The sequence below is a fragment of the Lederbergia wuyishanensis genome (assembly GCF_022900255.1).
Taxonomy (GTDB): domain Bacteria; phylum Bacillota; class Bacilli; order Bacillales; family Bacillaceae_C; genus Lederbergia; species Lederbergia wuyishanensis.
Genome location: NZ_JALIRM010000008.1, coordinates 207,382 through 225,511 on the forward strand (window position 1 = coordinate 207,382; position 18,130 = coordinate 225,511).

21 protein-coding genes and 2 riboswitches are annotated in these 18,130 nt (G+C 35.5%); of the genes, 17 read left to right on the top strand and 4 right to left on the bottom strand.

The genetic code is table 11. The features are described 5' to 3' along the window. Nucleotide 1: 1 nt before the first annotated feature. The 8 genes from MT489_RS12340 to MT489_RS12375 all read left to right on the top strand — a co-directional run bounded on the left by MT489_RS12340 (nt 2) and on the right by MT489_RS12375 (nt 8,362). Nucleotides 2-982, top strand: coding sequence for a Gfo/Idh/MocA family protein (locus MT489_RS12340; RefSeq protein WP_244681856.1), 981 nt, complete (start codon nt 2-4; stop codon nt 980-982). 307 nt (nt 983-1,289) lie between these two features. Then, complete coding sequence (locus MT489_RS12345) at nt 1,290-2,153, top strand: sugar phosphate isomerase/epimerase family protein (protein WP_244681857.1); 864 nt, start codon at nt 1,290-1,292, stop codon at nt 2,151-2,153. Between the two features lie 13 nt (nt 2,154-2,166). After that, nucleotides 2,167-3,228 (top strand): Gfo/Idh/MocA family protein, encoded by a 1,062-nt coding sequence (locus MT489_RS12350; protein WP_244681858.1) that lies wholly within the window; start codon nt 2,167-2,169, stop codon nt 3,226-3,228. Between the two features lie 250 nt (nt 3,229-3,478). Then, nucleotides 3,479-4,423, top strand: a complete 945-nt coding sequence (locus MT489_RS12355; protein ID WP_244681859.1) for a carbohydrate ABC transporter permease — start codon at nt 3,479-3,481, stop codon at nt 4,421-4,423. 14 nt (nt 4,424-4,437) lie between these two features. Then, nucleotides 4,438-5,337, top strand: a complete 900-nt coding sequence (locus MT489_RS12360; RefSeq protein ID WP_370876384.1) for a carbohydrate ABC transporter permease — start codon at nt 4,438-4,440, stop codon at nt 5,335-5,337. A 108-nt stretch (nt 5,338-5,445) separates the two neighbouring features. Further along, nucleotides 5,446-6,828 (top strand): extracellular solute-binding protein, encoded by a 1,383-nt coding sequence (locus tag MT489_RS12365; protein ID WP_244681860.1) that lies wholly within the window; start codon nt 5,446-5,448, stop codon nt 6,826-6,828. Nucleotides 6,829-6,984: 156 nt separating this feature from the next. Beyond that, a complete protein-coding gene (locus MT489_RS12370; RefSeq protein WP_244681861.1) occupies nt 6,985-7,365 on the top strand; it encodes a hypothetical protein in 381 nt (126 codons plus the stop codon). 172 nt (nt 7,366-7,537) lie between these two features. After that, on the top strand, nt 7,538-8,362 hold the full coding sequence (locus MT489_RS12375) for an STAS domain-containing protein (RefSeq protein ID WP_244681862.1): 825 nt from the start codon (nt 7,538-7,540) through the stop codon (nt 8,360-8,362). A gap of 69 nt (nt 8,363-8,431) precedes the next feature. Here MT489_RS12375 and MT489_RS12380 read toward each other — a convergent pair whose 3' ends face one another. Beyond that, nucleotides 8,432-8,920: a QueT transporter family protein gene (locus tag MT489_RS12380; protein WP_244681863.1), complete on the bottom strand. Its 489-nt coding sequence runs from the start codon at nt 8,918-8,920 to the stop codon at nt 8,432-8,434. An 8-nt stretch (nt 8,921-8,928) separates the two neighbouring features. Further along, nucleotides 8,929-8,973, bottom strand: a riboswitch (PreQ1 riboswitch). A 159-nt stretch (nt 8,974-9,132) separates the two neighbouring features. Beyond that, a riboswitch (SAM riboswitch) is annotated at nt 9,133-9,245 on the top strand. Between the two features lie 97 nt (nt 9,246-9,342). On the opposite strand from MT489_RS12380, the gene MT489_RS12385 reads away from it, so the two are divergent. After that, a complete protein-coding gene (locus tag MT489_RS12385) occupies nt 9,343-9,480 on the top strand; it encodes a DUF2292 domain-containing protein (protein WP_244681864.1) in 138 nt (45 codons plus the stop codon). Between the two features lie 113 nt (nt 9,481-9,593). Here MT489_RS12385 and MT489_RS12390 read toward each other — a convergent pair whose 3' ends face one another. Further along, a complete protein-coding gene (locus MT489_RS12390) occupies nt 9,594-9,983 on the bottom strand; it encodes a hypothetical protein (protein ID WP_244681865.1) in 390 nt (129 codons plus the stop codon). 414 nt (nt 9,984-10,397) lie between these two features. Here MT489_RS12390 and MT489_RS12395 point away from each other — a divergent pair, with 414 nt between their 5' ends. The 6 genes from MT489_RS12395 to MT489_RS12420 are packed head-to-tail and all read left to right on the top strand — an operon-like array spanning nt 10,398 to nt 16,134. After that, nucleotides 10,398-11,270, top strand: coding sequence for an ABC transporter ATP-binding protein (locus MT489_RS12395; RefSeq protein ID WP_244681866.1), 873 nt, complete (start codon nt 10,398-10,400; stop codon nt 11,268-11,270). After that, nucleotides 11,267-13,387, top strand: a complete 2,121-nt coding sequence (locus tag MT489_RS12400; protein ID WP_244681867.1) for an ABC transporter permease/M1 family aminopeptidase — start codon at nt 11,267-11,269, stop codon at nt 13,385-13,387. The genes MT489_RS12395 and MT489_RS12400 overlap by 4 nt, the downstream gene beginning before the upstream one ends. Next, nucleotides 13,384-14,067, top strand: a complete 684-nt coding sequence (locus MT489_RS12405; RefSeq protein WP_244681868.1) for a hypothetical protein — start codon at nt 13,384-13,386, stop codon at nt 14,065-14,067. The genes MT489_RS12400 and MT489_RS12405 overlap by 4 nt, the downstream gene beginning before the upstream one ends. Before the next feature lie 15 nt (nt 14,068-14,082). After that, nucleotides 14,083-14,634, top strand: a complete 552-nt coding sequence (locus MT489_RS12410) for an RNA polymerase sigma factor (RefSeq protein ID WP_244681869.1) — start codon at nt 14,083-14,085, stop codon at nt 14,632-14,634. Further along, nucleotides 14,627-15,421: a hypothetical protein gene (locus MT489_RS12415; RefSeq protein ID WP_244681870.1), complete on the top strand. Its 795-nt coding sequence runs from the start codon at nt 14,627-14,629 to the stop codon at nt 15,419-15,421. Before MT489_RS12410 ends, MT489_RS12415 begins: the two co-directional genes overlap by 8 nt. After that, a complete protein-coding gene (locus MT489_RS12420) occupies nt 15,418-16,134 on the top strand; it encodes an ATP-binding cassette domain-containing protein (RefSeq protein WP_244681871.1) in 717 nt (238 codons plus the stop codon). Before MT489_RS12415 ends, MT489_RS12420 begins: the two co-directional genes overlap by 4 nt. Nucleotides 16,135-16,257: 123 nt before the next feature. On the opposite strand, the gene MT489_RS12425 is transcribed toward MT489_RS12420, so the two are convergent. Further along, nucleotides 16,258-16,470 carry a hypothetical protein gene (locus tag MT489_RS12425; protein ID WP_244681872.1) on the bottom strand — a complete coding sequence of 71 codons (213 nt, stop codon included), beginning with the start codon at nt 16,468-16,470 and terminating at the stop codon, nt 16,258-16,260. A gap of 77 nt (nt 16,471-16,547) precedes the next feature. Between MT489_RS12425 and MT489_RS12430 the strand changes: the two genes are divergently transcribed. Beyond that, complete coding sequence (locus MT489_RS12430; RefSeq protein ID WP_244681873.1) at nt 16,548-16,781, top strand: excisionase family DNA-binding protein; 234 nt, start codon at nt 16,548-16,550, stop codon at nt 16,779-16,781. A 66-nt stretch (nt 16,782-16,847) separates the two neighbouring features. Continuing rightward, nucleotides 16,848-17,984, top strand: a complete 1,137-nt coding sequence (locus MT489_RS12435) for an HAD family hydrolase (protein ID WP_244681874.1) — start codon at nt 16,848-16,850, stop codon at nt 17,982-17,984. A gap of 57 nt (nt 17,985-18,041) precedes the next feature. On the opposite strand, the gene MT489_RS22455 is transcribed toward MT489_RS12435, so the two are convergent. Continuing rightward, nucleotides 18,042-18,130, bottom strand: an 89-nt coding sequence (locus MT489_RS22455) for an IS3 family transposase (RefSeq protein ID WP_425311309.1), incomplete at its 5' end; no start/stop codon positions are given.

Sequence of the window (18,130 nt, forward strand, 5' to 3'; positions counted from 1 at the left end):
TATGAAAGTCGGCATCATTAGTTTTGCTCATATGCACGCACATAGTTACGCTACGCATTTAGTCAATCATCCTGAAACGGAATTAGCGTATATTTGGGATGAAGATGCAAAGCGTGGACAAGAAATGGCTAATCATTTTGGCTGCCAGTATGTATCAAATCTAGATGAGTTTCTTAGTACAGATATTGAAGCAGTTGTCATTTGCTCTGAAAATGCTAATCATAAAGAGCATGTTGTCAAATCTGCAAGAGCTAAAAAACATATTTTATGTGAAAAACCGATTGCAACAGAAATTGAAGATGCAAAAGAAATGATCAGGGTTTGTGAAGTAGAAGGAGTTAAACTTCAAATTGCTTATCCAGTACGATTTGCTCCAGGATTCCAAAAAGCGAAAGAGTTGATTAATTCAGGAGCACTTGGAGAAATTGTTGCAATAAATGGAACAAACCACGGTAAAATGCCAGGTGGTTGGTTTATAGAAAAAGAATTGTCAGGAGGTGGCGCTGCAACTGACCATATCGTACATATTATGGACATCATTCGATGGGTTCTTAACGATGAAGTGAAAAGTGTCTATGCTGAACTTGATAGAAGATTTTACGATATCGATGTAGAAGACTGTGGAATGGTAGCCTTAGAACTTGAGTCCGGTGTTATAGTTTCCATTGATCCAAGCTGGTCAAGACCACAAACGTTCCCAACATGGGGAGATGCAATCATTAACTTTATCGGAACAAAAGGAAACTTACAGGTTGATGCATTTAAACAGCATTCCGTTTATTATAACGACGCTTCTAAAGAAATTTCTCAACTTCCTTTTGCAGAAGATATGGATGAAGGACTCGTTAACGACTTTATCGCATGTATCAAAGAAGAAAGAGAACCATCCATTACTGGTACAGATGGTTTAAGAACACTAGAAGTCGTAAAAGCAGCTTACGAATCATTCGAAAAAGGCCAAGCTGTATTGGTGAAAAGATAGTAAGAAAAGCGGAAGGCGCTTGCTAAGGGGCGACAAGCAAATGTTCTGAGGCAAAAAGTCTGTATTTTGACTTTTATGCCTCAGGTTATTTGACCTCGAGCCCCTAGCGCCTGCAGCTAGACAAAGAAAAGTGGAAGCACCCTGCACTTCGACGTAAGGATTTCATATTCCCGACGAGAAAAAGGAAGCACGATGAGGAACGAGTCGATGTTAACTTATCGTAAGAAAGGAAGTAGAAATCCACTAGTCGATAAGCTATGTAACTATACAGCAAAAACTAAATACACATCCCTAAGAGGTGGACAAAATGAAAATCGGATTAAGTTCTTACAGTTTATACCAAGCAATTAACTCCGGAGAAATGACGATTTTAGATGCAATCCAATGGGTAGCCGACAATGGTGGAGAACATATTGAAATCGTTCCATTAGGCTTTAGCCTTGATGATAACGATGAACTAATTGAACAAATTAAAGAAAAAGCACAAAGTGTTGGCATCGATCTTTCCCATTATTTAATTGGTGCTAACTTTTTAACAGAAACAAAAGAAGCTTTTGATGCAGAAATTGAAAGAGTTAAAAAACAAGTTGATATCGCAAATGCTCTTGGAGTTAAATTCATGAGACACGATGTTGCTTGGCGCGCACCAAGTGACACATCAATCGTTCAATTTGAAAAAGATCTTCCTATAATTGTTGATGCTTGTCAGCAAATTGCTGATTACGCAGCTCAATATGGTATTACGACGAGCATTGAAAACCATGGTTTCCATGTTCAAGCAAGTGACCGTGTTCTTCGATTAATTAATGAAGTGAATCGTGACAATTTTAAAACGACAGTCGATATCGGAAACTTCTTATGTGCTGACGAAAATCCGGTATCTGCAGTAAAGAAAAATATTGGTCATGCATCAGTTGTCCATTTCAAAGATTTTTATATTAGACCATCCTATCAAAACCCTGGCGACGGATTTTTCCAATCAATTGCAGGAAATTATTTAAGAGGCGCGATTGTGGGCCAAGGTGATATTGATATGAGAGAGATTGTAAGAATCGTTAAAAATTCAGAATTTGATGGATATATTTCTATTGAATTCGAAGGTTTGGAAGAATGTAAGCAAGCTTCAAAAATAGCTTTAAATAATGTTCGTAGATTATTTGAGGAAGCATAGGAGGAAAAAAATAATGAGTAAATTAAAAATTGGTGTCATTGGAGCAGGTTCCATTTCAGAAGCGCATTTAGGAGCATATGTTAAGAACGATAAAGTAGAACTTTATGCCATTTGTGATTTAAATGAACAAAGAGCAAAAGATAAAGCAGAAAAATATGGCGCGAAAAAAGTTTACGTTGATTACAATGACTTAATGAATGACCCAGAGGTTGATGCAGTAAGCATTTGTACTTGGAACAACACTCATGCTGAAATTGCTACTGCTGCAGTAAACAGTGGTAAGCATGTTCTTGTTGAAAAGCCAATGACAACAAGTGTTGAAAAAGCATTGAAGCTAGAAGAAGCTGTGAAAAATAGTGGAAAGAAATTACAAGTTGGATTCGTTAGAAGATATGCTTCCAACACACAAGTATTGAAAAAATTCATCGACAATGATGAATTAGGTGAAATCTACTTCACAAAAGCTACATGTATTCGTCGACTTGGTAACCCTGGTGGCTGGTTCTCTGATGTTGAAAGATCCGGTGGTGGCCCGTTAATCGATATCGGTGTACACGTTATTGATGTTCTATGGTATTTAATGGGACGTCCAAAAGTTAAATCTATTTCCGGTAATACGTATAATAAACTAGGTAACCGCAAAAATATTAAAAATCTAGCTTTCTATCAAGCAGCTGATTATGATCCGGAAAAAAATACAGTAGAAGATATGGCAAATGCGTTAATCCGCTTTGAAAACGGAGCTTCCATGCTTGTAGATGTGAGCTTTACGCTTCATGCTAAAAAGGATGAAATTGCTGTGAAGCTTTATGGTACAAAAGGTGGTGCAGAAGTAGAGCCAGAGCTAGCTATCATTTCCGAAAAACACGATACAATCTTAAATATGACTCCTCAAGTAAACAGCCTAACATTTGACTTTATTGATGGATTCCAAAATGAAGTCGACCATTTTGTAGATGTTTGCTTAGGGGAAAAAGAAACATTCAGCCCTGTACAAGACGGTGTCGAAATGACAAAGATTTTATGTGGTATCTATGAATCCGCACAAAAAGGAAAAGAGATTTATTTCGATTAATATCTACACAAAGCATGAATTTAAACGGAAATGCGTTCCTAAAATTAGGAATGTATTTCCGTTTTTTCATTTGATTGCTGTAGAACACTGTCAAAATATCTGAATCTTAAAAATATACTGAAAAAACCATTGAAATTTTTACTTCTATTATGGTATTGTAACCTTAATAAAGGCACTGGAGAAAGAACTATAGGAGAGGAGAGACTTACTCTGGAAGCGTAATTAACTCAAATTTTAAAGGGGTGAAGTAATGGAAACGAAACTCAATCCATCCTTAGAAAAACGAATGGAAATAAAGCCTCGTAAAAAGAAAAAAGTTACATCTACTGACTGGGCGGGTTATATGTTTTCAGCTCCATTAGTAATTGGAGTATTAATGTTTGCAATCTATCCTATGTTTGGAGCCTTAGTGCTAAGCTTTCAAAAATCTGCATCTACATTTGGTGGAGAATGGATCGGATTATCCAATTATAAATTTGTCCTATCTGATTCTGTTTTTTGGAAATCACTTTATAACACTGTTTATATGGGAGTTTTTGCAGTAATACTAGGAGTTTCTTTTTCTTTTATTCTAGCTACTTTTATACATAATATTCCGTGGTTTAAATGGAGAAACTTTTTCAAAGGGGTTTATTTTCTTCCAAACGTTGTTTCGCTAGTTGCAACTAGTATTCTCTTTCAGTTTCTATTCAATCCTGGAAAAGAAGGACTTTTAAATTTTGTTATTAGTTGGGTAGGGATGGATCCGATCGGTTGGTTTACGAATCCTAGTTTCTCTAGATTCAGTATAGTCTTAATGACATTATGGGGAATGCTCGGATACAATACGATTATTTTTATCGCAGCATTAACAAGTGTACCTAGGGACTTATATGAAGCCGCGGAAGTAGACGGAGCCAATTGGTTTAAAAAGTGGCTTTATATAACTGTTCCTTATTTAAAACCAATTATTTTATTTATGGTCATTATTAGTACAATCAGCGCAATGAAACGTTTTACTGATGTTTGGCTTATTGGGGGAACGGCTGGAAACCCTGCAGGTTCCCTAATGACAGTCGTTTTATATATTTATCGAAATGCTTTCCTTGCAAGTCAAATGGGGATAGCAACGGCTGCTTCATATATCTTATTTATGATTATTCTTGTATTAACGGTCGTCATGCTACTATCAAACAGGAAAAGCAATCTTGATTAGAAGGAGAGGATCAAATGAGTAATCCTATAAGTATTTCAAATTTGAAAATGGAAGATCCAAAATCCTTCCAAGGTAAATCTTTGAAAAAATCTAAGCTAGTAGGAAGCTTAACACTATTAGTTGTCCTGTTAGTGGGCTCGTTAATTATGATTATTCCTTTTGTTTGGATGTTATTAACAAGTTTTGATTGGGCTGCAAGACTTAATATTCCTTTTCCACCGCGATTCTGGCCGAAGGATTTTTCAACGAGAACTTATGAACTCGCTTTCAAAAATATCCCAATGCTTAAATACATGATAAACTCTGCAATTATTTCAATTGGAGTTATTTTTGTAAGCATGATGTCTGCACTTTTGTCAGGTTATGCTATCTCCAAATTAAGATTTAAAGGGTCAATGATTGTACTCGTTTTAGCATTAAGCACAATGATGATTCCTTTTGAAATGACAATGATACCTCAATATTTGCTCTTTGCAAAAATAAAATTACTAGACACCTATTGGGCGTTTTATTTACCTGCACTAAATTATGCCTTCGGTACATTTTTGGCTAAATCATTTATAGATCAGCTTCCATCCACATTGAGAGAGGCCGCAATCATTGATGGCGCCGGAGAATTTAGAGTTTTTTTCAAAGTGTATTTTCCTTTGTGCATCCCCATAATCGCAACGATGACGATTCTTCAATTTTTAGGTGTATGGAATGATTTACTCTGGCCATTATTGGCTTTAAAAACACCTGATAAATACACCATTCAACTTGGTTTGGCAATGTTTACTTACAATAAGAGCCAACCACTTCCATCTATCATCATGGCAGCTACAACCGTCAGTCTAATTCCAGTCATTACATTATATTTATTCCTTCAGAGATATATTGTGGAGAGTATCGCTTTATCAGGTATAAAGCAGTAAAAAATCCTTAAGCATTTAGTATTTTCCTTTTGGGGGGTGATGCATTTTTAGGATAATCTAGTTTTATTAATTTCTCGAAAGCTATGAATCCTTGAAGGGGGCTTAACAATGAAGAAATTATTAGCGATATTTAGTGGGCTTGTTCTTATTTTTACATTAGCGGCATGCTCTTCTTCCTCCGGTGGTGGGGGCAAGAATAATTCGAAAAAAGATATTGAAGTCGTGTCCGATGTGGAAGCTACTGTACGAGTTTCCTTGGCTGGATGGCAGCTTGAAGATGGGATTGATCCGATCACAGGAATTGATAATATTGGATTTAATACCTTTTTGAAAGAAGAGTTTTACCCTAGATTCCCAAACATTAAGTTAGAGGTATATCAAGTTCCTTGGGAAAATGCACAGGCGAAACAAACAGCTATGTTGCAATCAGGTGATGTAGATGTTATTTATTCAGGAGGAGCGTTTGCGTCTCAATGGATGCAGCAAGGGCTCTTAAGAAGTATCGACGATTTGATAGGAAACGATACTAGCTTTAAAGGCGATATATATTTAAAAGGAATTTGGGAAAATTCTTATAGTACCGTTGCTTTTGATGGAAACACACGCTTCGGTCTTCCGGCAATTTTAGGAAAACGTGTGACGATCTATGATAAAAAGATGTTTGAAGAATGGGGTGTTGAGCCACTATCAGAGAACCCAACTCCTGAAGAAATTTTGGATAAAGCAAAACAGATGACAGGAAAAAATCCTGTTACCGGTGAAGAAAATTACGGATTATGGTGGAGTGGGAATTCTCTTAATGCTTCAACTGTTGTAGCATTGACCCACGCATTTGGAGCAGTTGGTGCAGTTGGTTCTTTGGATGATCTAAAAAATATCGAATGGAAATTAAATGAACCAGAAATGGTAAAAGTATTAGAATGGATAAAAGAAGCAGCAAAATATCCTCCAGTTGAATTCGTAAATGGTCAAGGTCAAGAAAACTTTGGAATCGAAACAAACAATATTGCTATCGCCCTCGACCATTCAGGCGGGCCTACAATGGGTGAATATCGAGCTAGTAAAAATAAAGAGTTATTAGATCGATTTGTACCAGTATTAAACCTTGGTCCAAAAGGTGAAGGATGGATTGCAATGGATCCATTTGTTATGGCAAAGAACGCTAAAAACGTAGAAGCTTCCTGGGAAGTAATGAAGTTTTTAGCGGGTTACGAAACTCAAAAATGGAATTATGAAAACTTCCAAGCTACGCCGACTCTAGCAGAGGCTGATTTTGTATTACCAGAAGATAAGTTTATCCAAAAAGCGATGGAAGTGGCTGCCGTTTCTCCTTCCGTTATGATGGACGAAGCTAATCCATTCTTTAGTAGTGAAATTGCACCTGCTATCAATGGATTTATCAGTCAGGCAGCCAATGACCAAGCGCCAGATATTCAAAAGTTTTTGGATGATTTACAAAAACGTGCAGAAGATTGGTCTTCTAGACAATAAGAGATTAAGAAAAGGAAGTCAATGCTGTTAGACTTTCTTTTCTTTTTATTTGAACAATTATTTCATCGGCTTAATAGACATAACCATCTGAAAAGACATATAATATACGCATACCTACATATTAAATCGAGTTTTATAAAAAAAGGGGGGAAAACCATGTCTGTTGCTCGTATATTGACGGGATTATGGAAAAATAGCACGGAAACAAGTGATCGCGCGAAAGATCCACAATTGAAAACGCGTTATTATAAAGTAAGTAAACGTGTATTGCTTGAAAAAATTCAATATATCATAAGTAATAAACTTCCTGGTTGGAATTTGACACATTTAGATGCAGAACGCGGTGAATTGTTAATTGAAAAAAAAGGGATGAGACGAAATCAAATCGTTGTAACGGTTCTTCAAGTAGAACCATTGCGTTGCAGTGTCGATATTGTCTCGGCATATGAGGGCGTTGGAGATTTAGGCTTGAGTTATTTTACAGTCCTAAAATTCTATGAAGCCCTAAACAAAGAAGTTCCACCAGAGAGAAAGTAATTGTAAACCCTACATAAGACCAGTTCCTATTAATAGAGGTACTGGTCTTAATATTTAGACCATGCCATTCATTATGTTTTTATAAAAAATGAAGTTATGATAATATTAAAAAATATGAGGAATAAACTAAAATGCTAGTGAATCAATTCACCAAAAAAGGGGAAGAGATATCGTGAAATCAGCATATGATGCAAAAGCATTAATAGATTATTTAAACGAAAATCGGCAAGAATTTGAAGAAAAGCTTTTAAGTGAAGCTGTTAATGTAAGGGATAAAATTGAGTACATTCATTCTATTGGTAATATAAATTTATTAGAAAATGCTCAACGCCTTATTCATTATGTTATTGAAGAAAGAGAGTCAGAAGTAATTGATTTTGCCAAGCAAGAGGGAAAAATATGGGCTAAATTTCAGTTAACATTGGCTTTTAAGTTAGAATGGCTCCATGCAATTAGAAGAACGTTGTGGATGTTCTTACATAAGTTTGAAATGGTATGTGATGATCCACCAAGCAGGGATGACTTTTATAGTCTTGAAAGTAAGATTAACAACCAAATTGACCAGTTCTTAAATTGCTTCTTTATTAGTTACTCTGAGTTTAAAGATAAATTAATAGAAGAACAAAATAGAATTGTTGAACATCTTTCCACTCCAATTATCCCGGTAACTGCAAAAACATGTGTCCTTCCACTAATTGGACCTATTGATGACAAACGAGTTGGTATTATAATGGAAAAGGTCTTAAACGAAATTTCTATTATGAAAATACAAACCTTAATCATTGATTTATCTGGTGTAGCTGAAATGGAACCAGATGTCATTGATCGTCTTAAAAAAGTCATTGATGGAACAGTCATGATGGGCTGTAAGGCAATTATTTGCGGAATTAGACCCGATGTTGTGAAAAATATGATTCAGCTAGGAATTTCCCTTGAAAAACAAGCGAATATTGTTGCTTCATTGGAACAAGCTTTAAAAAGATATATTATTGTATAAACGAAAACCCCTTATATTTAAGGGGTTTTCGTTTAGGTAAATAATAATTTAAAAAGAGTCTTTCTATTATTAAGAAAGTAGTTTATTGAAATCGATTCTTTTATTCAGTGCCATTATAAGTGGTGCACCTATAGCCATTACAATAAATTCACCAATTGATACGCTTATCCACGTAATCCAAAATGGGAATCCAAGAGCTAAATTAAGCTCAATAGCGATGATAAACATTGTAAATGTGAAAATAAGTGTATTAAAAATCATACGATTCCAGATGCCTTTTATAAATTTTCCTGAAAAAATCGTAATGGATAAGGCAATGATTGATTGACCAACTCCGAAAATAAGATCATATAATCCCAATTCCGAAAAAAACAAGTTTGCTAGGAATACACCGACAACAATTCCAAAGATGTATTTTTTGTTAAACACAACTAGATGATTAAACATCTCTGAAAGACGAAACTGGATGTTTGTAAAAGCAATCGGTTTAATCAAAAGAGTTACCACAATATAAAGTGCTGCCAAAATACCATTGATCACCAATGTTTTTGTTTTCATATTCATTTCTCTCCTTAGTTTTTTAGCGTGGGATGGTCACGAACCACGTCTTGCTTGTGTTGTAAAATACAACAGACTCTATTATAACCAATATAGAGAAAATGTGAAGAAATATTTTTTTCCAACGCATTGATGAAAACGTAATTGTTGGTTGACATTGCCGTTTTTTCAAAATACAATTAACTTTAACGAAAAAAATTTAATAACCATAACTCTTATAAAGAGAGGTGGAGGGACTGGCCCGTTGAAACCTCGGCAACCATTGAATCATTTGTATTCAAACGGTGCCAATTCCAGCAGATTTGTATGGTCTGACAGATAAGAGACGACTGCTTATATATATTAAAAGCGAAGACCTCTTATCATATTAAGGGGTCTTTTTTTGTTCTTATGTAAATTTATGATCAAAGGGGATGAGCGAAATGGCAGAAAAAGTTAAAGAAGAAAGTGATCAACTACAAGTAATTGTTGATTCGTTAAATAATATGCAATCTGGTGAATTACAAATTACGGTACAAGAAGGGAAAATAGTTAAAATCATTCGGATTGAGAATTGGTGATGTAGCAAATTAGTGAACGCACTTCAAAATAAATAAGCAAAAAACGTTTGGAAATTACGCCAAACCTTTTTTGCTTTAATTTTTATAAAAACAATTATTTTTACTCAAAACATCTAACCTTCAACTAAAGCTAAATAATACTTTTCTTCATTATTGAACTCTACAATTAATATACCGCCTCGTTGTTTTGCCGAATAAATTTTAGCTCCTATCGGCAATTTATTTGCCATTCCGTTTTCAAAAGGTGTTGTGGAAAAGTCTATAAATGACTTTTGGATCTCGCCGATTAGCTCATTCCTCGTAAGTTCTAATTCATTTACCCAATCCACATTCGTTGTATAAATGAGGTCATCCCATTGAAAGATATCCGCTTTTTCGTCTTGTCGTAAGACTTCTTCTGCAGTAGGATTTCCTATAGTTATTTCTTTTGATTCTGAGCTCTTACAACCTGATAAATAAAACAGTGACAGTATCAAAAATAAGCTGCAAATTATTTTATTCAATTTTTAACACCTCCAAATTAACAGACGAAGAGTTTTCGTTTAAGTTACTTCCTTTAATGATATATTTCTAATTCTCTATGAAACAGAAAAGATATTGAAAGTGTTCGAGAATTCGTTTCTGATTCACGATGAAACAGAAAGGTATATGTAATTGGTCGAGAATTCTATCGAAATTCACGATGAAACTGAAAGGGATATGAAATTGGTCGAGAATTCCATCATAATTCACGATGAAACAGAAAAGATATTGAAATTGTTCGGGAATTCTATCCTGAATCGGGATGGAAACGAAAGTAAATCGAATTTGCCCTTAAATCTTACACTATACGTGGAAACAAAAATAACTAAAGATGAAACAATTTTATCCTTCTATACGTGTAGGATTCAGAAAGATATTTTTAGGGGGAAAAAGGATTGTCTATAAAAATAGAAGGATTGCAAAAATCCTATCGTTCATTTCAGGCTTTAAAAAATATTGATCTGCAAATTGGTACAGGTTTATTCGGGCTTCTTGGACCGAATGGGGCAGGAAAAACAACTTTAATGAAAATATTAAGTACGATTCTTCCTTTTCAAGAAGGCGAAGTATCTATATACGGCCACGATTTAGTAATAGAAGGAGATAAGGTAAGGGAGCTGCTAGGTTATTTGCCACAGCATTTTAATGTCCCAACACAGTTTACGGGAAAGGAATTCCTTCATTATGTTGCTTCCATGAAAGGTGTGACGAATCAACAGGAACGAAATTCACAAGTTGAGAAACTACTAGAAGAAGTTAACCTAACTGCACAAGCAAATAAAAAAATTAAAGGATACTCAGGTGGAATGAAGAGGCGGCTTGGCATTGCCCAGGCTCTAATCGGGAATCCTAAATTAATTATTCTCGATGAACCTACAGCAGGACTTGACCCTTCGGAAAGGATTCGTTTTCGAAATTTAATAGAAAAGTTGAGTAAAGACCACTCTATTATTTTATCAACACATATTATTAGTGATATTGAATCGAGTTGTGAAAACGTTGCAGTCATTAATCACGGCGATGTCCTATTTCAAGGTTCAACTGAAGAGTTAGCGGAAATCGCGACAAATGTAGTATGGGAATTAACGGTACCTTTTTCTGAATATGATCAAGTCGAAAAAGAATACGTCATTATTTCCAGTCGAAAAGAAAAGGATCAGGTTGTTTTTCGAATCATTTCAAACGAAAAACCTCAAGGCGAAGTAAGCCCTATACAACCAACAATAGAAGACGGCTATATGGCGGTCATAAACGGGGTGACGTCATGAAGATAGTGAAACCCGTTTTTCGAAATGAAGGGCTCCTTTTACTTCGCAATAAGTTTCTAGCCATTCCTTTCTTAATAAATGTTTTGTGTTTGGGCTACGTCATCATCTCTTACGAAATAAAGCCTATCCATTATGAAGAACGTGCAGCTGCATTTTATCAAAGTTTCATTTGGATGCTGATGCTCAATTTACTCATTGTCGGACTGTTTGCTGTTTATATGGCGAGTAAAGATCGGGATAATGATTTTGAACAATTAGTCGTAACATACGAAGTGAAAAATGTAGATTGGATTATTGGGAAATGGCTTATTACTCAATTGTACGGGCTTTGTATTACCGTAATTACAATAATCTGCCAAGCAATTTGGTTTGTTAGTGCAGCAATGACTGTAGAAGAGTGGTTTAAAAATATCTTTTACGTATTCATCCAAATGGAAGGAGCATTTTTTCTTCTTATTTCTGTTGGTTTTTTATTTGGAATCTTGATTAAATCAATGTTGGCGTATCTTAGCATACCAGCAATCTTAGTATTAAGTTTACTTTTACCTTTTGATTATACTGGACGAGCTAATACTTGGGATAATCCAAAGTTTCATTTATTAACCCCATTTGATTATATGTTTGTTGGGTCTCCTTATGAGGGGATATGGGGGATTCACCATGTGTTTAAAAGTTCAATTTTGCACCAAAGTGCCGTTGTGTTGCTAGGAATCGTAGTCATTGTTGTAACTCTATTATTGTTCCGGCGTCATCGAAGGAGCAATAAAGAAAAAAAGATGCTTCCCATTATGATTACAATCTTAATCATTCCTACAATTGTGTTAAGTGGAATGCGATTTGTGCAATATAATCAGGCTCTTGAACAATACATTGCAACTGGGCAACAATATGCCAAGTCTTTTGATGGAGATGGTGAATATTACGAATGGGAGAATTCCTACTACGAATACAATAAAGATGATCAACCATATGAGTTTTCAATGGAAAAAACTGATTTGAATGTGGAACTTCAAGCTGATGATCATATAAACGTTCAAAGCACCTTAAATATAAAAAATAACGGAAATAATGCAGTGAATGAAGTATTTTTAACACTGTACCATGGATTAGAAATAAAAGAATGTACAAGTGAAAAATCAGTTACTTGTTCAAGAGAAAATGATTTTATTACACTTCATTTCGATCAAATGATACAGCCTGGTGAAGAAATTGACCTAGACCTTTATTATGAAGGGAAAATCTTGCAATACCGCGATGATGGCTATATTGAACAAGCTTTTATAAAAAATGAGCGATTGTATCTTCCGAAAGAAGCGGGATGGTATCCTTTAATCGGAAAGCGGTCCCTCGTCATTGCTAGGGAGCACAATAATTTATATCCTCAATTTGAGTTAAGGAACGCTCGGCTAGTCGAGGATTTTCCAACGGAGTTCACAGTTAACATTAAGAGAGAGAATAAAAAAGTTCCTTTTGCGTTAACAATTCCACAGATCGATGAAGAAGTATATCAAGGAACTTCCCAATATGGTCTATCCTTGGTAGGTGGGAATTTTAAGGAAGAAAAGGTTGGAAATATTCGCGTTGTCGCACATCCCGAAGTTTTTAACGGTGCTAAAGCAGTAATAGAAAGATATCAAAAAGTATGGAGTTTTACGGAAGATTGGCTAGCGGTTTCTTTGAGTCCATCCGTTGTATTTGTAATGAGCGATAACTACTATTATCAAATACATGATAGTGTTAATCATGACTTTTTTGTTATAAGGAGTGCATCGGTGGATGATTGGGATATTGCATATGGAATAATAAATGAAATATATCCGGAAATTTCTGCAGGTTACAATGATGATTTTCGAATAATAGTTGATGCAATGGAATGGATTCTTATGAATCATTTACACGAACAGGTTAGTTTTGTGGAATGGTATAAATCTACATGGTGGGGTGCAGAAGAGGATCTTTCACTTGTAAATTTGTTACAAACCTATGAGGAGAATGGCCATGATCAATTTAAAGATGTTGTAAAATTTCTTTGCGATTATTGGAAAGGACTCGAGAACAAGCAGGATTTTGACATGAAAGACGCCTTAAAACAATACGAAGGAGAATTAAAATCATGAGGGGGTTCTTAATTCGACTTCGACTATTTTTAAAGCTGTGGTGCACATTCATATATTCGTTATTAACGATTGTACTGATACCGATTATCGGGATAATTATATATAACTCTGGGACATATACGATAGATGATTTATCTAGTCTTATTTATGAAAACATTGCAACAATCTGGTTTGTATTTATTATTCAGTGGTGCTTTTCGGTGGATTTGGATTCGAAATTTTACAATCAGCTAATTACATATCCCGTATCTAGGTGGAGGTTTCTACTTGAACGTACTTTATTTTCCATCATTATTTTTGTGGTCTTAGTGGTTATCATTACTTTGCCATTAGGATTTATTTTAGGAAATTTTGTATGGAAAGGATTTGTTTTTTCAATTCCAGTGTATCTGGCCATTGGTGGAATTGTTATTCTCGGAACGATGATTGGAAACCATTCGCTTGGAGGATTGATAGCTGGAATTCTTTTTTGGATGACAATCCTTTTCGGTGGTGCCTTGCTTCGGGAATTAAATGCTATTTTACTTAAATATGGAAGTGTTGAACGTGTTGTGAGCGGAGAAAGTGGACTTTTCTTAGCGGAAAATCGCTGGATTCTCTTTAACCGATTGTTTTATATCGGACTAGGAGTAATATGTACTATAGGAGCAATTTTAAAAAACAATCGAAAGTCAGCATGAAACGGGGGGATGGGAATGCAAGATGAAGAATATATGCGGCAATTATCACTTGGGATAGACACAGCTTTCGATGCACTTGTTTTCCGATATCATAAGCCTCTGTTTGGATATATATATCGATTATTACAAGATGAAAAATTGGCTGAAGACGTTGTTCAAGAAACGTTTTTGAAAATCTACCAACAGGGAAAAAAAGGTTTTGTTCCAGATCAATTCAAACCGTGGATGTATAAAATAGCGACGAATACTTGCAAGGATTATTGGAGAAAACCAGCATCCCGTCTTGAGTATGTGACGGATCAAGATATAGAAAAAACAGGGCAGGTTCACCATATTATTGATCATCAGCTTGAACGCCAATGGATGGTAGAATCGTTAAATCAACTTTCTCTTGATTATCGAACGGTTCTTTATCTACGTTTCTATCAGGACTTCAAATATTCGGAAATAGCATTGGCATTGGATCTTTCAATTAACACAGTAAAAACCCGAATTGCTCGTGGGTTAAAAAAGCTTGAAAACATATTAGTTACGGATGAGCGGAAAGGGGTTGGAGGAAGTGAGTGAAAATCAAGAATTGACGAAGTTAGAACAAGAATGGAAAGCTCATTTTGATCGATTTACTGCCCCTGAGCCGACGAGAGAAATGACACTCGATTTGATACAAAAAATTAAAAATATGGAGCAAAACCAAAGTCCAGTTGATTTGCGTCAAGAGCTAGAAACGACGCAACAATCTCTTTCGACTAGATCAAAAATAATAAATATGTTTTTATCACAATGGAATTTTTACGGTACGACAAGCTGGCTGTTAACTGCTCTTCTTATGATTGCCATTACTTTTACGATTAGTGAAAATTTTTCAGACGCGGTGACTGGGTTTGCGAGCTGGATCAAGTGGATTACACTTCTTGTTATCGGGGTGATAGGGTATTCCTTTAGACCGAAAAACGAAGGAAACGAGATCATTGAAACATTGAGTTACTATCCAATGATCCAACAAATATTTACTCGTTTTATGATTGTCATGGGAATACAATTAGTACTCACATTACCATTAAGTTTCGTTATAGTAGGGAAAGAAAGTACGATGCTATATCTCGTCAGTTCCTTTATTCCTGTTTTCTTTTTTGGTGTGATTGGGTTTGTTGCAATATTTTGGTTGGGGCAAAAAATAGGGTTGTCAATCACACTATTTATTTGGTTCAGCCAAGTGTTATTAAAGAAAAAGCTCTTGTTTCAAGCACCAGGTGATGAATATTTTATCGTTATGAACGTGATGGTTTTAGTAGTTTCAATTCTTTTATTGAGTAGTGTTATTTTAAAGAAACGCTTTTCGGTGGATTTGAAATGAGAATAACATTAAATAATGTGGAATATTCAACAGGGGATACAACAAACTTAAAAAATATTTCGTGTTCTTTTACAAAAGGAATTACGTATGTTGTTGGGAAAAATGGGGCTGGCAAAAGTACACTTTTGAAGCTGCTTACGACTGCCATCACACCAATGAATGGTGAAATTAATTATACACATTTGATCAGAGACGAGCAGATGGGGACGTACAGAAAAAAGCTAACTAAAGATGAAATTAGGAAAATCATAGGTTTTCTACCTCAACATTTTACAGGGCATTCAGATATGTCGGTGGAAAAGTATATAACCTATATGGCTTATCATAAGGGAATCCCTCGGAAGCTTGTAAAAAAGTCTGTTGAGCATTGGTTGAAAGAGAGTCATTTAACTCACGTAAAACGGAGGAAGATTCGCCATCTTTCGGGAGGAGAACGACAAAAAGTAGGTTTAATTCAAGCACTCATAAACCTTCCGCGAATTTGCATTTTAGATGAACCGTTTGAAAGTTTGGACATTGAAGAACGGCTTCATTTTGGGCAGGTTCTGCAGAGGCTTTCATACCACAGTATCATTATAATTAGCACTCATTTAGTTGATGAAATCAGGCAATCGTGTGAAGATAAAATACTTTATCTGAACGAGGGAAGTCTCGCTTATTTTGGAGGAACCGAGTCACTTGACACTGTAACTCAAAGATTAGAAGAAGCATGAATGGAGGAAGTGGAGTCCATTCATGCATTTTTTTTAGGAATCTTCGTTAGAACGCATGGTTTTACACAAACTTGTTGTGTCAAAACATTCGCTTTTAGAGGGTAGATTGAGTATTTCTTGAGGTTATTCTACATTTTTACCTCTTGTTAGCTTTTCGAAATCTTTCATATCGTTGTTGGGAAGTTCATACACATGAAATGAGTTTTGTTTCCCGGTAATATTTATATTTAATCCCATTTGCGGACTTTGCAACCCTTGATCATTAATAATATCTTCATATTCCCCGTCAAAATGGGGAGTGGCTTGCGAACCTGTATCTCTTGTTTTCCTTGGCATTGTTGATCACTCCTTTTAATATAAGGATGGTATTATATAATAAGAATTATGCGAGTTTTTTTATGGGGGTTGAAGGGATGTACTTAACGATAAAAGAAACAGCAGAGTATTTATCTGTATCAGTACCGTATGTAGAAAACTTAATTTTACAAAGGAAAATTCGTTTTTTACGAGATGGTGATGGGGTAGTTTTAATATACAAAGATCAATTCAAAACTCATTTTGAACAGCTTGAAAAATATAAAGCCCTTGTAGAGGAATTGGCGAATGAGCCTGTTCCAGAAGATATAGACGTAAAAGATGAGGATTGAAAACAATGGTCGCTATGATACACTAAAGGATAGAAGTGCTGATCATGTACATGAGGAGATAGTTGGATGATTAAGACGGTTTTATTTGATGTTGATGGGGTTTTATTAAGCGAGGAACGCTATTTTGATGCGTCCGCTTTAACGGTGTGGGAAATATTATATAGCAAAAATTATTTGGGGTTGAATCCAGAAAAATTTAAAACTGATTATTCCGATTCCGAAATTGATGAAATTCGTGCTCGCGTGTTTGAACATGATTTAGTATTAAAGTTTCAAAAGTCTTGTGGACTAAATGCAAACTGGGACATGATTTATTTAACAGTAGCATACCAAATAATTCGACTTTTAGAGCAAGTAAAAGATTCGAAACAAGTAGCACAGTGGGTATCTAATGAAATGAATCGGGACGTTTTGTTGGAAATCGGAGCAGCTTTAGCTGGAAAAGAGCTAAGCCTAGATTTTTCTGCATTTTTGGATGATTTTGAGCAGTCTGAAAGAACGAAGGTAGGATTATTTTCGCATCTTGATGATTTAGCAAAAGAAAAGCTAGGTGTGGAAAAATCTGTCTTTGGCGAAATAGGAGAACTCTGGTCTACTTGTGAACTTGTTTCCCAAGAATGGTATGTTGGTGATAAGCACGTATTCGCTTCAACGGGGCGTCCTTCTGTCCAAACTGGAAAAAAAGGATTTTTATCTGTAGAAAAAGTATTAGCACCAGCGGAGGAAATTGCATCTTTATTTGAATCATTAAAAAAAGCTGGGGTCACAATCGGTATTGGAACAGGACGTCCAGAACTTGAGACTCTAGAACCATTTAAATATTTAGAGTGGCTAAAACATTTCGACGTGAATTATATCGTTACAGCAGACGATGTTTTGGCTGCTGAACGTAATATTCCAGAAGCAACACCACTTTCAAAACCAAATCCTTTTACATACGTGAAGGCACTGTCCGGAAAAACAAAGACAGATCAAGAATGCATTGAGGAAGAAATGCCAATTCCTAATGGTAAGGAAACTTTGATAGTGGGAGATTCCTTTGCAGATTTACTCGCTGCTCGAAAAATGGGATGTACGTTCGCAGCAGTCCTGACAGGCTTATCAGGAAAAGACGCAAGAGCGGACTTCGAAAAACACAATGCAGAATACATTCTCGATAGTGTATTAGACGTTAAAGATTTAGTACTTTCATTAGTAAAATAAAAATATCCGGAGGAAGATCCTGCTTCAGATGTGACCCCTAAAAGTTAGAGTTTCATATTACGCAGCTAGTTGGCTGGTGTGAAGACGGTATTGAACCGGACTCATGCCAGCCAGTTTTTGCTTAATCCGGTTATTGTTGTAATACT